This is a genomic window from Neorhizobium sp. T6_25 (genome assembly GCF_002968555.1).
Lineage (GTDB): Bacteria > Pseudomonadota > Alphaproteobacteria > Rhizobiales > Rhizobiaceae > Neorhizobium.
Map to the genome: position 1 here is coordinate 174,561 of NZ_PVBL01000005.1, position 12,196 is coordinate 186,756.

8 protein-coding genes and 1 pseudogene are annotated in these 12,196 nt (G+C 62.0%); 4 read left to right on the top strand and 5 right to left on the bottom strand.

Annotated elements, in window-relative coordinates:
- The first annotated feature begins 44 nt into the window (after positions 1–44).
- From glyS to C5L10_RS09080, 3 genes are read left to right on the top strand one after another with little or no spacing between them, the layout of a single operon-like run.
- Positions 45–2,267: a glycine--tRNA ligase subunit beta gene (glyS, locus tag C5L10_RS09070; protein ID WP_105429367.1), complete on the top strand. Its 2,223-nt coding sequence runs from the start codon at positions 45–47 to the stop codon at positions 2,265–2,267.
- Between the two features lie 48 nt (positions 2,268–2,315).
- Positions 2,316–2,636, top strand: a complete 321-nt coding sequence (locus C5L10_RS09075; protein WP_105429368.1) for a type II toxin-antitoxin system RelE/ParE family toxin — start codon at positions 2,316–2,318, stop codon at positions 2,634–2,636.
- 1 nt (position 2,637) lies between these two features.
- Positions 2,638–2,952: a DNA-binding protein gene (locus C5L10_RS09080; RefSeq protein ID WP_105402043.1), complete on the top strand. Its 315-nt coding sequence runs from the start codon at positions 2,638–2,640 to the stop codon at positions 2,950–2,952.
- Positions 2,953–3,021: 69 nt separating this feature from the next.
- Here C5L10_RS09080 and C5L10_RS09085 read toward each other — a convergent pair.
- The 5 genes and pseudogenes from C5L10_RS09085 to C5L10_RS09105 form a co-directional block, all read right to left on the bottom strand.
- Positions 3,022–4,874, bottom strand: a pseudogene (locus C5L10_RS09085) (methyl-accepting chemotaxis protein).
- A gap of 398 nt (positions 4,875–5,272) precedes the next feature.
- Entirely contained in the window at positions 5,273–7,126 is a 1,854-nt protein-coding gene (locus C5L10_RS09090) for a methyl-accepting chemotaxis protein (RefSeq protein WP_105429369.1), read from the bottom strand.
- A 279-nt stretch (positions 7,127–7,405) separates the two neighbouring features.
- On the bottom strand, positions 7,406–7,924 hold the full coding sequence (locus C5L10_RS09095) for a plant virulence effector HPE1-like domain-containing protein (protein WP_205837031.1): 519 nt from the start codon (positions 7,922–7,924) through the stop codon (positions 7,406–7,408).
- A gap of 101 nt (positions 7,925–8,025) precedes the next feature.
- Complete coding sequence (gene purD / locus C5L10_RS09100; protein WP_105429370.1) at positions 8,026–9,297, bottom strand: phosphoribosylamine--glycine ligase; 1,272 nt, start codon at positions 9,295–9,297, stop codon at positions 8,026–8,028.
- 144 nt (positions 9,298–9,441) lie between these two features.
- A complete protein-coding gene (locus tag C5L10_RS09105; RefSeq protein WP_046611024.1) occupies positions 9,442–9,651 on the bottom strand; it encodes a hypothetical protein in 210 nt (69 codons plus the stop codon).
- A 226-nt stretch (positions 9,652–9,877) separates the two neighbouring features.
- Between C5L10_RS09105 and C5L10_RS09110 the strand changes: the two genes are divergently transcribed.
- Entirely contained in the window at positions 9,878–12,175 is a 2,298-nt protein-coding gene (locus C5L10_RS09110; RefSeq protein WP_105429371.1) for a Tex family protein, read from the top strand.
- Positions 12,176–12,196 lie beyond the last annotated feature (21 nt).

Here is a 12,196-nt window from a genome sequence, read left to right on the forward strand (position 1 = left end):
TGCTAAGTCCGCCGCGACCTTATTGTTAGCGCAAAGACATCATCATGCCCGATCTGCTTCTCGAACTCCGCTCGGAGGAAATTCCCGCCCGCATGCAGCGCAAGGCGGCGGGAGACCTGAAAAAGCTCGTCACCGACGCGCTGGTGGAAGCGGGCCTGACCTATGAGGGTGCGCGCGAATACTGGACGCCGCGTCGTCTGACGCTGGATATCCGCGGCCTGACGGCCCGCTCCGCAGATCAGCGCGAGGAGCGCAAGGGTCCGCGTACCGACGCCCCGGAAGGTGCCATCGCCGGCTTTTTGCGCGGTGCGGGTCTGTCGTCTATCTCCGAGGCCCAGGTCGTCAACGACCCGAAGAAGGGCGATTTCTACGTCGCAGTCATCTCCAGGCCCGGCCGTCCGGCGGAAGAGATCATCGCCGAGGTGATGCCCGGCATCATCCGCAATTTCCCCTGGCCGAAATCGATGCGCTGGGGCGCCGCTTCCATGCCGAAGGGCGCCCGTTTCGCCGGCATCGACGGCAAGGGTCCGGAAAGCCTGCGTTGGGTGCGCCCGCTGCAGTCGATCGTCTGCGTCTTCGGCCCGGAACATGACGAAACCCAGGTGATCCCCTTCGAGATCGATGGGTTGACCGCCAGCAACATCACCTACGGCCATCGGTTCCACGCGCCTGACGCCATCACCGTGCGCCGTTTCGACGATTACGTGACGAGCCTCGAAAAGGCGAAGGTCATGCTCGATGCCGATCGCCGCAAGGACGTCATCCTGCACGACGCCCGTGATCTCGCCTTCGCCAACGGCCTCGAACTGGTCGAGGACGAGGGCCTTCTGGAAGAGGTCTCCGGCCTCGTCGAATGGCCGCATGTGCTGATGGGCGAGTTCGAACAGGATTATCTCGAAATCCCCTCGGAAATCATCCGCCTGACCATCAAGACCAACCAGAAGTGCTTCGTCACCCGCCCGCAGACCGGCGGAGAGGGCCTTTCCAACCGCTTCATCCTGATCTCGAACATCGAGGCGAAGGACGGCGGCAAGGAAATCATGCACGGCAACGGCAAGGTCGTGCGCGCCCGCCTCTCCGACGCCAAGCATTTCTGGACCCGCGACCAGGGCGACATGCCGGACTTGGACACTCTTGAGGAGTCATTCAAAAAGTTCGACTTGCAAAAGGAAAAGCCGCTCGACCAGCGGATGGCAAAGCTCGACGCGCTGAACGTGACGTTCCACGCCAAGCTCGGCACGCAAGGCGAACGCGTGGCGCGTATCCGCGCACTGGCTCAGGAATTGGCGAAGGTCACGGGCGCCGGTCCGGCCCTCGTCGATCGCGCCGCGGTATTGGCCAAGGCCGACCTGCGCACTGAAGCCGTTGGCGAATTTCCGGAACTGCAGGGTCTGATGGGCCGTAAATACGCACTGCTGCAGGGCGAGGATGCCTCCGTTGCGGCCGCCATCGAGGATCACTGGAAGCCGAACGGCCCTTCGGACCGTCTTCCAGAGGACAAGGTCGGCCTGACGGTTGCCCTTGCCGACAAGCTCGATACGCTGGTCGGCTTCTGGGCGATCGACGAAAAGCCGACAGGTTCGAAGGATCCGTATGCGCTCCGCCGTGCAGCATTGGGCGTGGTACGAATTCTGCTGGAGCGAAGGGTGCGGCTCCCTCTGACCCAGGCTTTCATGTGGGGTTATTCTCCGAGCATTTACGGAACTGCCGCGAAAAGCGTTGATGAAGTAGCCGATCGCGCTTATAGCCCAGACCTTCTCTCCTTCTTCCACGACCGCCTCAAAGTCTATCTCCGTGACCAGGGCGCCCGCCACGACCTGATCGACGCCGTCCTGACGCCCGACTCCGACGACCTCCTGATGGTCGCCCGGCGCGTCGAGGCGCTGACGGCCTTCATCACTTCGGAAGACGGCAAGAACCTGCTCGCCGGCACCAAGCGCGCCGTGCAGCTGCTCGCCGCGGAAGAGAAGAAGGGCACCGTCGTCGCCGATGGCGTTTCCGAAGAACTGTTGAGGCTCGATGCCGAAAAGGCGCTCTGGGCAGCGATCGTCGTCGCCTCGAAGGAAGCGGCCGAGGCCGTCGCCAAGGAAGACTTTCGCTCGGCCATGGAAGCCCTGTCGAAACTCCGTGTCCCGGTCGACAAATTCTTCGAGGACGTGCTCGTCAACGATGAGGACGCTGCCATCCGCGCCAACCGCCTGGCCCTCCTGAAAGCCATCCGCGAAGCGACCGCGACCGTCGCGGACTTTTCCAAGATCAGCGGCTGAACATCCGACGCTATTGGATGATGGTGACGCATATGTTACCATCATCCAATGAAGATCACCGAATACCTTGAGCCAGATGGATCGAGCCCTTTCGGGCGGTGGTTTTCGAAGATCGAGTCCCGTGCGGCCTCGAAGGTGACGATTGCGCTGGCGCGGATCGGACAAGGCAACCTCTCGAACGTGAAGTCGGTCGGCGCCGGAGTGCTGGAATACCGGATCGATTATGGGCCCGGCTACCGGATCTATTTCGGTCGGGACGGCGGGCAACTGGTGATCCTGTTGGTCGGCGGAACCAAACAGCGCCAGCAAAATGATATCGAGACCGCGCTTGGCTATTGGCAGAACTACAAATCCAGGAAGGGAAGCTGATATGGCCCTGACACGCGAATTCAAGGAAACGGTGAAGGCCCGGCTGGATCAGGACCCGGCATTTCGCGCCGCTTTGCTTTCGGATGCGGTCGAACTTCTTCTGGAAGGCGATCTCGAAACCGGTAAGAGCGTGCTGCGCGACTTCATCAACGCTACGATCGGTTTCGAGACATTGGCCGAAAAGGTCGATATGCCGGCCAAGAGCCTGATGCGAATGTTCGGGCCAAAAGGCAATCCGCGCGCCGATAATCTGTTCAATGTCATCCGGCAATTGCAGGAAAGCTCGGGCATCCACCTGGCAGTGGCAGCCGCCTGATCCTGACCCAAACAAAAAAACCGCCGGATCTTTCGACCCGGCGGTTCCCCGCCCCCCGACTAACTCTGATTAGCTGGCGCGGCGCATTTTCTGTGCGACGCGATTGAGGCTGCTCGAGCCCGTATTGTAGCCGGTATTTTGGCCTGCACTGATGCGGAAGCTGCTGATCAGGCTCAGCAGTTCATCGGTATCGGCGGCAAGCGCTTCGGCCGAGGCGGTCGTTTCTTCCGCCATCGCCGCATTGTGCTGGGTGGCGGCGTCGAGCTGGTTCAGCGAAGACGAGATCGAGCGCAGCGTGGTGTCCTGTTCGGAGGCCGAATGGGCGATCTTGCCGACGATGTCGCTCGCCGCCTTCACCTGGTTAGAGATCCGCTTCAGGGCTTCGCCGGCCTCGCCGACAAGGCGGACGCCGTTCTGCACCTGCCCGGAAGAACGCGAGATCTGATCCTTGATCTCCTTGGCCGCAGCGGCGGAGCGCTGGGCAAGTTCGCGGACTTCCTGGGCGACGACCGCAAAACCCTTGCCGGATTCGCCGGCGCGAGCCGCTTCGACGCCGGCATTGAGCGCCAGCAGGTTGGTCTGGAAGGCGATATCGTCGATGACGCCGATAATCTTGGAGATCTCGTCCGACGAATGTTCGATGCCGCCCATTGCGTCGATCGCCTGGGCGACGATCTGGTCGGAGCGGGTGGCCTCGGCGCTGACGGAGGTGACGCGCTGGGCCGCTTCATGCGCTCCTTCTGCCGTCTGGCGGACGGCGACGGTGAGTTCGTCGAGTGCTGCGGACGTCTCTTCGAGATTGGCGGCCTGGCGTTCGGTGCGCTGGGACAGCTCGCTCGAGGCGCGGCGGATTTCTTCCTTCGAGCCGCCGATGTCGATGCCCTTGGCATTGACCTTGCTCATCGCCGCTTCGAGATGGGCGAGCGCCTCGTTGAAGTTGTGGCGCAGCGTCTCGTAACGCGGGCCGAGATCGCCGCAGCGGATCGTCAAGTCGCTTTGGGCGAGTGATTCCAGCGCTTCGCCGATGGTGGAGACCACACGGGTCTGCAGCGCGGCTTCCTGCTGCTGGCCGTCGAGGTTCTGCTGGCGCTCGCGGTCGAGCTCCTGGCGCTGTTTTTCCTCGCGGTCGGCCATCGCATGGCGTTCGCGGATCTTTTCCTGCAGCGCCTGGGTGGCCTTCGCCATCATGCCCACTTCGTTCGACATGTCCGTATGCGGGATGGCGATCGTGACGTTTTCGTCGGCGACCGCCTGAAGCGTGCCATGCACGGCGGCGAGCGGCTTGGTGATGCCGCGGATCACCACGTAGGCAGCCGCAAGAGCGATTATCAACGCGAGCGCGCCGGTAGCGAGTGCGTCCAGCACCATTCCGCGGATCTGTGCCTGCAGGTCATCGGTGTAGACGCCTGTCGCAAGGACCATCTGCCAGGGTTCGAATGCCTTCGCATAGGAGCTCTTCGAAAGTCGCCATCAGGCAGGCCGGGCTTGGTCGTGCTCATATAATCGACAATTCCGCCGCCGGATTTGCCAACGGAGACCATTTCGTCGCGGAACAGTTTCCCGGCGGAATCAGGTTTTCCCTTGCCGCTCTCGCCGACCTTCTTCGGATCGGGATGCATCAGCATCTTCACGTCGTAGTCATAGGCGAAGAGATAGCCGTCGGGCTGGAAGCTCATGGCGGAGACTGCGGCGAAGGCCTGCTTCTGGGCGTCTGCGCGCGTCAGCTCACCGGCCGCCTCACGCTGCTGGAACTTCTTGAGGATGCCGATACCTGACTCCACCTGGGTCCGCAGCATTCCATACCGCTCGGCATAGATAGCGCGCGTCGAGGTCTGGAGTTGGAAATAGGTCACGACGGCGAAGCCGGCGATCAGGGCCAGAACCAGCAGGACGAGCTGGTTTGAAATCCTCAGGTTTTTCATGTTCGTTCCATAAGTGATTGAGCTCGCCTCGAGCGACTTGGAAGAATGATTCTGAATGGAGAGGCGCTTCTGCGCGTGGAAATGTGCTGCATCGCACACTTGAGAGAATATGGTGCAATATTTGAATAAAAATTTAACAAAAGCGAATCTCAGGAAGGATATTTAATACCAGAAAAAATTATGCGTATGATTTCACAGAGAGAGTTACGTTAAGCCGCCACCAATAAAAGAAATTTGGAGCAGCTAAGCTCAATAAGTCAAGGAGACTTGAAAATAATATTTCAAGGCTACGGTCGTATACTTGAGTTTGGTATTTATATTGTGGATAATTAATATCCTATGATGCAAGCCGCCGGATTTTTCGACCCGGCGGTTCCTCCGTCCCCGACTAACTCTGATTAGCTGGCGCGGCGCATTTTCTGTGCGACGCGATTGAGGCTGCTCGAGCCCGTATTGTAGCCGGTATTTTGGCCTGCACTGATGCGGAAGCTGCTGATCAGGCTCAGCAGTTCATCGGTATCGGCGGCAAGCGCTTCGGCCGAGGCGGTCGTTTCTTCCGCCATCGCCGCATTGTGCTGGGTGGCGGCGTCGAGCTGGTTCAGCGAAGACGAGATCGAGCGCAGCGTGGTGTCCTGTTCGGAGGCCGAATGGGCGATCTTGCCGACGATGTCGCTCGCCGCCTTCACCTGGTTAGAGATCCGCTTCAGGGCTTCGCCGGCCTCGCCGACAAGGCGGACGCCGTTCTGCACCTGCCCGGAAGAACGCGAGATCTGATCCTTGATCTCCTTGGCCGCAGCGGCGGAGCGCTGGGCAAGTTCGCGGACTTCCTGGGCGACGACCGCAAAACCCTTGCCGGATTCGCCGGCGCGAGCCGCTTCGACGCCGGCATTGAGCGCCAGCAGGTTGGTCTGGAAGGCGATATCGTCGATGACGCCGATAATCTTGGAGATCTCGTCCGACGAATGTTCGATGCCGCCCATTGCGTCGATCGCCTGGGCGACGATCTGGTCGGAGCGGGTGGCCTCGGCGCTGACGGAGGTGACGCGCTGGGCCGCTTCATGCGCTCCTTCTGCCGTCTGGCGGACGGCGACGGTGAGTTCGTCGAGTGCTGCGGACGTCTCTTCGAGATTGGCGGCCTGGCGTTCGGTGCGCTGGGACAGCTCGCTCGAGGCGCGGCGGATTTCTTCCTTCGAGCCGCCGATGTCGATGCCCTTGGCGTTGACCTTGCTCATCGCCGCTTCGAGATGGGCGAGCGCTTCGTTGAAGTTGTGGCGCAACGTCTCGTAACGCGCTCCGAGATCGCTGCAGCGGACGGTGAGGTCGCCCTGGGCAAGCGCTTCGAGCGCTTCGCCGATGGTGGAGACCACGCGGGTCTGGCTTGCGGCTTCCTGCTGCTGCATGTCGATGTTCTGCTGGCGCTCGCGCTCGAGCTCGGTCTTCTGTTTTTCCTCGCGGTCGGCCATGGCATGGCGTTCGCGGATCTTCTCCTGCAGAGCCTGGGTGGCTTGCGCCATCATGCCCACCTCGTTCGACATATCCGTATGCGGGATCGCCGCGGTGACGTTTTCGTCGGCGACGGCCTGCAGGGCCGTGTGCACGGCGGCAAGCGGCCTGGTGATGTTGCGGATGACCATGAAGGCGACACCGAGCGCAAGCAGGAAGGCGACGAAACCGATGCCGACCACTTCCAGGATCGTCCTGTTGATCTTGACGTCAAGGTCGTCTGTGTAAACGCCCGTGGCGACGATGATCTGCCAGGGTTCGAAGACGCGGGAATAAGCGGCCTTTTCGAAAACCTTGTCGGCCGGCATGCCGGGCTTTTCCCAGTAATAGGTGGTGACGCCGCCGCCGGCACGACCCTTGGCGACCAGTTCCTCGCGGAACAGGTTACCCATCTTGTCCGGCTGTCCCTTCTGGTTCACGCCGACCAGTTTGGAATTGAAGTGGAACTGCGTCACGGTGTCGTAGTTCAAGCCGAAGATGTAGCCGGCCGGCTCGAACTTGATGCCCGCCACCGCTGCATAGGCGAATTTCTGCGCGTCCTCGCGCTTCAGCTCGCCCGACTTTTCCCGGTCGTAATAGGATTGCAGGATGGAAATGCCCGATTCCACCTGGGTGCGCAGCATCTCATAGCGCTCGGCATAGATGGAGGCGATCGACGTGCGGATCTGATAGTAGGTGACGGCGGTAAAAGCCACCATCAGCACTGCCACCATGGCCAGTAACTGGTGGGAGATCTTGAGATTCTTCATGTTTCGACTCACTTTCAGGCAGCCGAACTCTCCCGGAGGAGCCGGAGCGGGGGCGAATTTTTTGGGGAAGCGCGTCCTGCGCCGGTCACGTGCTCACATCGCACTATGACGGGAGAGTGATCTCGAACATTTGAATAAAAATTTAATTATCGGGGTCTTGACAGGCCCGAACGCAAATATTTTGAGCAGGTCGGATTTGACGATGCACAATTTGCGCGCATGCCGTGAAACGGCATTCCAGAAGCACTTTCTGCTATGTAAATATAATGATTTTCTAACTTAGAACCGGTTGGTGCGCAGCTCGAACATGTCGAGGGCCAGCGGCTTCGGCGCGAGCGAAGCTTCGACAATTCCGACCGACGCGTCGCCGATTGTCTTCACGGCACTGGTCATGGCGTCGGTATCGATTCCGTCACTCGGTGCTTCGGCGGCGACGATCTGCGTCTGGGTCGAGCCGTTGGTCGTCGGGTGAAGTTCGGCAATGGCCTTTTCCTCGGCCATCCATTTCGGCAGCTTGCTGACATGGACCACCGGCGAGCCGCCGAGCCAGGCTTCGGTGCGCGCCAGCTTCTTCTCACCGTTGATCTCGATGACTTCCGTCTTCTGGGTGCCTGCCGGCAGATCGGGAACCTTGTAGGCTGCCTCGTCCGATGTCGGTGCCACGGCGACCGGGCAGCTTGCGCAGGTCTTGGTGACGATACTGACGCCTGGCTGATGTGTGCTGTTGATCACCGTGATCGACGACGCGAAAGCGGAGCTGCTTGCAAACACCAGAGCTGTAGCCAGAACGAGACGCATGACCGGGAATCCTTCTTGAGGTCCCTTATGTTTACCGCCGCTTCGTTTCTATCCCGTCTGGATAATCGGTAAATTTTGAATGAACTTGGCGTTTCCGACACTCAGTTCTTTTCGCGCGCCACCGCCTGCCAGCCGATATCGCGGCGGCAGAAGCCGTTTTCCCATTCGACCTGGTCCACGAGCCTGTAGGCGCGCGCCTGCGCGTCCGCGACGGTCCCGGCGGTCGCCGTAACGTTCAGCACGCGGCCACCGGTTGCGACAAGTTTGCCGTCCCTGAGGGCCGTCCCGGCGTGAAAAATCTTGCCGCCGGCAGCATCCTCGGGCAGGCGGGCGATCGGCGTGCCCTTGTCGTAGGCGCCCGGATAACCCTTGGAGGCCATCACCACGGTCAGCGCCACGTCGTCGCTCCACTCGGCGGAAACCTGGTCGAGCGCTTCGGTCGCTGCCGCATTGAGCAGGTCGAGCAGGTCGCTCTTCAGCCGCATCATCAGCACCTGGCATTCGGGGTCGCCGAAGCGGACATTGTATTCGATCAGTTCCGGACCCTTGGCGGTGATCATCAACCCCGCGAAGAACACGCCGGTAAACGGATGCCCGCTTTCCGCCATGCCGCGGATCGTCGGCTCGATGATCTCCTTCATGGTGCGCGCGACCATGTCCGGCGTCATCACGGGAGCGGGCGAATAGGCGCCCATGCCGCCGGTATTAGGGCCCGTATCGCCGTCGCCGACCCGCTTGTGGTCCTGGGCCGTCGCCAGCGCCAGCGCCGTCTTGCCGTCGGACAGGCAGAAGAAGCTCGCTTCCTCGCCGTCCAGATAGGCTTCCACCACCACTTCGGCACCGGCCGACCCGAAGGCGCCGTCGAAGCAGTCGTCGATTGCCGCAAGCGCTTCGTCGAGCACCATGGCGACGGTGACGCCCTTGCCGGCGGCCAGCCCGTCTGCCTTCACGACGATCGGCGCGCCCTGTTCGCGCACATAGGCCTTGGCCTCGGCCGCGTCGGTGAAGCGGCGATAGGCGCCAGTCGGGATATCGTAGCGGGCGCAGAGGTCCTTGGTGAAACCCTTCGAGCCTTCGAGTTGGGCGGCGGCCGCGGAAGGACCGAAGGTCGCAATGCCCCTGGCGCGGAGATGATCCGCAAGCCCGGCCACGAGCGGCGCTTCCGGCCCCACGACGACGAGGTCGATTGCGTTGTCGAGGCAGAAGGCCGCGACGGCGGCATGATCGTCGATGTCGAGCGATACGAGTTCGGCATGTTCGGCGATGCCGGGATTGCCGGGGGCGGCGTAGAGTTTGCCGAGTTTCGGAGACTGGGCGAGTTTCCAGGCGAGCGCGTGCTCGCGTCCACCCGAACCGATCAAGAGAACCTTCATGTCCTGCCCTCGCCTGCGCTGAAAACTTGGCCTTGCGCGGCGGTTAAGGGGAGGGGAGGCAAAGGTCAAGGGCCAAGGCTTGGGTGGCCTCCCATCTTGTGGCCATCATGGCGTTCGATGGGAGGCCATTGCGTTCGATAAAGGTCAGAATTCACCGCGCCGATTTTGGGCGCCACGTCGGATGTCCAGTGTGGTCTGGAAGATCACCCTGTTCCTATAAGCGAGGAAAGGCACCGGTTCGTTCCGAAGGGACGCATCGTTCAGCTTCTGTTCGAGATAGGAAATGGCAGCCTCAAGCTCTTCATTGGCGACCGCCGTATCAAATGCCAGAATCCTGGCGGCGTTTTTGGGCATTCGTCTCTCCATTCGGCCACATCATGCGGCGGGATGGGTTTTAATTGCGTCGCGCCGGAGGTGAGAGTGCGTTCTTGTTTTCCACAGGGCCTTGGTTAGCGATCGGTCACCGCCTGTTTCGTTCCGGCACGGTTGGCTCCAAGCAAATTGTGGAACCGGCATTCGCCACGTTGCCTTGCCACAAACTTCGACTATGGTCGCGCCTCCCATTTGAACGAGGACGCCCATGGCCGCCGATCTCCGTTTCCTTGCCGCCGCGATTGCCGCGGAAATCAATGCCCGTCCCGAACAGGCCGCCGCCGCGATCGGGCTGATCGACGAGGGCGCCACCGTGCCGTTCATTGCGCGCTACCGTAAGGAAGTGACCGGCGGGCTGGACGATACGCAGCTCCGCAACCTGTCGGAACGGCTGGTCTATCTGCGCGAGCTCGAAGCGCGCCGCTCGACCATCGTTGATTCGATCAATACGCAGGGCAAGATGACCGACGAGCTTGCCGCAAAGATCGGCAAGGCGACGACCAAGGCCGAGCTCGAGGACCTTTATCTCCCCTACAAGCCGAAGCGCCGCACCCGCGCCGAGATTGCCCGCGAACGTGGTCTCGGCCCGCTTGCCGAAGCGATCTGGGCCGACCGCAGCGCCGATCCGGCGGTATTGGCGCAAGCCTATGTCAAGGACGAGGTCGCCGACGTGAAGGTGGCGCTCGAAGGCGCCCGCGATATCGTCGCCGAGACGATCTCCGAAAATGCCGACCTGCTCGGCCGGCTGCGCCAGCATATGCGGGCCGGCGCGACGCTGAAGGCCAGGGTGGTCGACGGCAAGCAGGAGGCCGGCGCCAAGTTCTCCGATTATTTCGATCATTCAGAGCGTTGGGCGACGGCGCCTGGCCACCGAGCGCTCGCGATGCTGCGCGGCTGGAACGAGGAATTTCTGACGCTGACGATCGAAGTCGACCAGGACGATCCGTCGCCGGTGAAGCCGGCCCAGCGCATCATCGCGCTCGCCTTCGACATCCGCGACCGGGGTGCCGCCGACCGCTGGCTGATGGAAGCCGCCGGCTGGACCTGGCGCGTCAAGCTCTCGGTCTCGCTGTCGCTCGACCTGATGCGCGAACTGCGCGAGCGCGCCGAGGAGGAGGCGATCCACGTGTTCGCCCGCAACCTCAAGGACCTGCTGCTCGCCGCACCCGCCGGCTCGCGCACCACGATGGGCCTCGATCCGGGCATCCGCACCGGCGTCAAGGTCGCGATCGTCGATGCCACCGGCAAGCTGCTGGAAACCACCACCGTCTACCCGTTCCCGCCGAAGAACGACATCCGCGGCACCCAGGCCGAGCTCGCCTCGCTGGTCCGCAAACACAATGTCGAGCTGATCGCCATCGGCAACGGCACCGGCAGCCGCGAGACGGAAAAGCTGGTCGCCGACATGCTGTTGAACCTGCCCGGGCAGAAGCCCACCAAGGTCATCGTCTCGGAAGCCGGCGCATCAGTCTATTCGGCGTCGGAAACCGCCGCTCTCGAATTCCCCGGCCTCGATGTGTCGCTGCGCGGCGCCGTCTCCATCGCCCGCCGCCTTCAGGATCCGCTGGCGGAACTAGTCAAGATCGAACCGAAATCGATCGGCGTCGGCCAATACCAGCACGATGTCGACCAGGGAAAACTGTCCCGCTCGCTGGATGCGGTGGTCGAAGACGCGGTGAATGCCGTCGGCGTTGATTTGAACATGGCCTCTGCGCCGCTGCTCGCCCGCGTTTCCGGCCTCAGCCGGTCTATTGCCGAAGCGATTGTCGCCCATCGCGACCAGAACGGCGCGTTTTCGAGCCGCAGGGACCTGCTGAAGGTCGCCCGTCTCGGAAACCGTACCTTCGAACAGGCGGCAGGCTTCCTGCGCATTCCGAACGGCAAGGAGCCGCTGGATTCGTCCGCCGTCCATCCGGAAGCCTATGGCGTCGCCAAGAAGATCGTCGCCGCCTGCGGCCGTGACCTCCGCTCGCTGATGGGCGACAGCGCGGCGCTCAAGGCGCTCGACCCGAAGCGGTTCATCGACGAGACCTTCGGCCTGCCGACCGTCAAGGACATCATCGCCGAACTGGAAAAGCCCGGCCGCGACCCGCGCCCGAGCTTCAAGACCGCAACCTTTGCCGAGGGCGTGGACGAGATCACCGACCTGAAGCCGGGCATGATGCTCGAAGGCACGGTCACCAATGTCGCCGCCTTCGGCGCATTCGTCGATATCGGCGTGCACCAGGACGGGCTGGTCCATGTCTCGCAGCTCGCCGACCGCTTCATCAAGGATCCGCATGAAGTGGTGAAGGCAGGCGACGTGGTCAAAGTCCGCGTCGTCGAGGTCGACGTGAAGCGCAAGAGGATAGCGCTGACGATGCGCAAGGACGGCGGCGAGGCGGCACCCGCTCCGCGCGGCGGCGGCGACGTCCGGCCCGTTAACCCGAAAATGATGAAAACTGAAAAGCCTTCATCTCAGGGCGCCTTCGGCGCGGCACTCGCAGAAGCTTTAAAACGCAAGTAAATTTTGCCGGCTTCCGGAAAA

Excerpts from the sequence above, each read along its gene's own strand:
- glyS (WP_105429367.1), top strand. The coding sequence starts at position 45 with ATGCCCGATCTGCTTCTCGAACTCCGCTCGGAGGAAATTCCCGCCCGC.
- C5L10_RS09075 (WP_105429368.1), top strand. The coding sequence starts at position 2,316 with ATGAAGATCACCGAATACCTTGAGCCAGATGGATCGAGCCCTTTCGGG.
- C5L10_RS09080 (WP_105402043.1), top strand. The coding sequence starts at position 2,638 with ATGGCCCTGACACGCGAATTCAAGGAAACGGTGAAGGCCCGGCTGGAT.
- C5L10_RS09090 (WP_105429369.1), bottom strand. The coding sequence starts at position 7,126 with ATGAAGAATCTCAAGATCTCCCACCAGTTACTGGCCATGGTGGCAGTG.
- C5L10_RS09095 (WP_205837031.1), bottom strand. The coding sequence starts at position 7,924 with ATGCGTCTCGTTCTGGCTACAGCTCTGGTGTTTGCAAGCAGCTCCGCT.
- purD (WP_105429370.1), bottom strand. The coding sequence starts at position 9,297 with ATGAAGGTTCTCTTGATCGGTTCGGGTGGACGCGAGCACGCGCTCGCC.
- C5L10_RS09105 (WP_046611024.1), bottom strand. The coding sequence starts at position 9,651 with ATGCCCAAAAACGCCGCCAGGATTCTGGCATTTGATACGGCGGTCGCC.
- C5L10_RS09110 (WP_105429371.1), top strand. The coding sequence starts at position 9,878 with ATGGCCGCCGATCTCCGTTTCCTTGCCGCCGCGATTGCCGCGGAAATC.